Raw genomic sequence first — 1,312 nt, 5'->3', positions numbered from 1 at the left:
TGCGGGGCGGGACCGATGCGGGATCGGATGCGGGATCGGTCAGGCCGCGACCTCGTCGACGGCCCGCAGCACCCGCAACGCGTTACGGCCGGCGAGCTTCCCGCAGTCCGCGGCGCTCCAGCCCCGGGCCAGCAGGGCGTCGAAGAGCCGCGGGTAGCCGCTGACGTCTTCCAGACCGGCGGGCAACTCGGCCACCCCGTCGTAGTCGCCGCCGATCCCGATGTGCTCGATCCCGGCGACCTCGCGGACGTGCTCGAGGTGGGCCACCACGTCCTCGAGGGTCGCCCCGGGCGGCGCGGGCCCGTCCCAGGCCGCGGCGAAGGCCTCCCGCGCCCGCGGGTCCCGGTGATCCTGCCCGGCCGCCGCCATCGCCTCGGCGAGCCGGGCGGCCCAGTCCGCGAGCGCCCGCGAGACGAACCGCGCGACGAAGGTCACCATGCAGACACCGCCGTTGTCCCGCAACGACTCCAGCACGTCGTCGGGCACGTTGCGGGGATGGTCGGTGACCGCGCGGGCCGACGAGTGCGTGAACAACACCGGCGCGGTGCTGGTCTCGAGGGCCGCGCGCATGGTGGTGGCGGCCACGTGCGAGAGGTCCACGATCATCCCGATCCGGTTCATCTCGGCGACCACCGTGCGCCCGAACTCCGAGAGCCCGCCGTGCACCGGCTCGTCGGTCGCGGAGTCCGCCCACTCCGTGTTCAGGTTGTGCGTCAACGTCATGTAGCGCACCCCGGAGCGCCGCAGCGCCCGCAGGACCTGCAACGACCCGCCGATGCTGTGCCCGCCCTCGGCGCCGAGCAGCGAGGCGATCCAGCCGTCGGCGAAGGCGGCCTCGACCTCGTCGGCGGTGGTGACCACGCGCAGGTCGGCCGGGTACGTCTCGGCGAGCCGGTGCACCCGCTCGACCTGCTCGACCACGGCCCGCACCGCGGCGTCGCCGGCGAACGAGCAGGGCACATAGACCGACCAGAACTGCCCGCCCACCTGCCCGGCGCGCAGCCGCGGCAGGTCCGTGTGCAGCCGCGGCTCCCCCCGGGCCAGGTCGGGCTCGGGCCCGCCGAGCGTGCGCAGGGCCCACGGCAGATCGTTGTGACCGTCGATCAACGGGGTGCCGGCGAGCAGATCGGTGGCGTGCACAGCCGAGCAGTGTGCACCAGTGATCGTGGACCGGCAGACTGGGCCACGTGGACGGCTCCCCCCGCGTGGCCCGCGTGGCCCTGGTCCTGCACCCGCGCAACGACGTCACCGAGGTCGCCGAACGCGTCGTCGGCCTCGCCAACGCCCACGGCGTCGAGGTACTGGTGCGCGC

Annotated in this window: 1 protein-coding gene; it reads right to left on the bottom strand. The window is 74.5% G+C overall.

The features are described from left to right. Positions 1 to 39: 39 nt before the first annotated feature. Positions 40 to 1,140 carry a dipeptidase gene (locus LWC33_RS34625; protein WP_233308931.1) on the bottom strand — a complete coding sequence of 367 codons (1,101 nt, stop codon included), beginning with the start codon at positions 1,138 to 1,140 and terminating at the stop codon, positions 40 to 42. Positions 1,141 to 1,312 lie beyond the last annotated feature (172 nt).

This window comes from Pseudonocardia terrae (genome assembly GCF_021343995.1).
Classification (GTDB): domain Bacteria; phylum Actinomycetota; class Actinomycetes; order Mycobacteriales; family Pseudonocardiaceae; genus Pseudonocardia; species Pseudonocardia terrae.
This window is presented reverse-complemented; position numbering and strand designations above follow the sequence as displayed.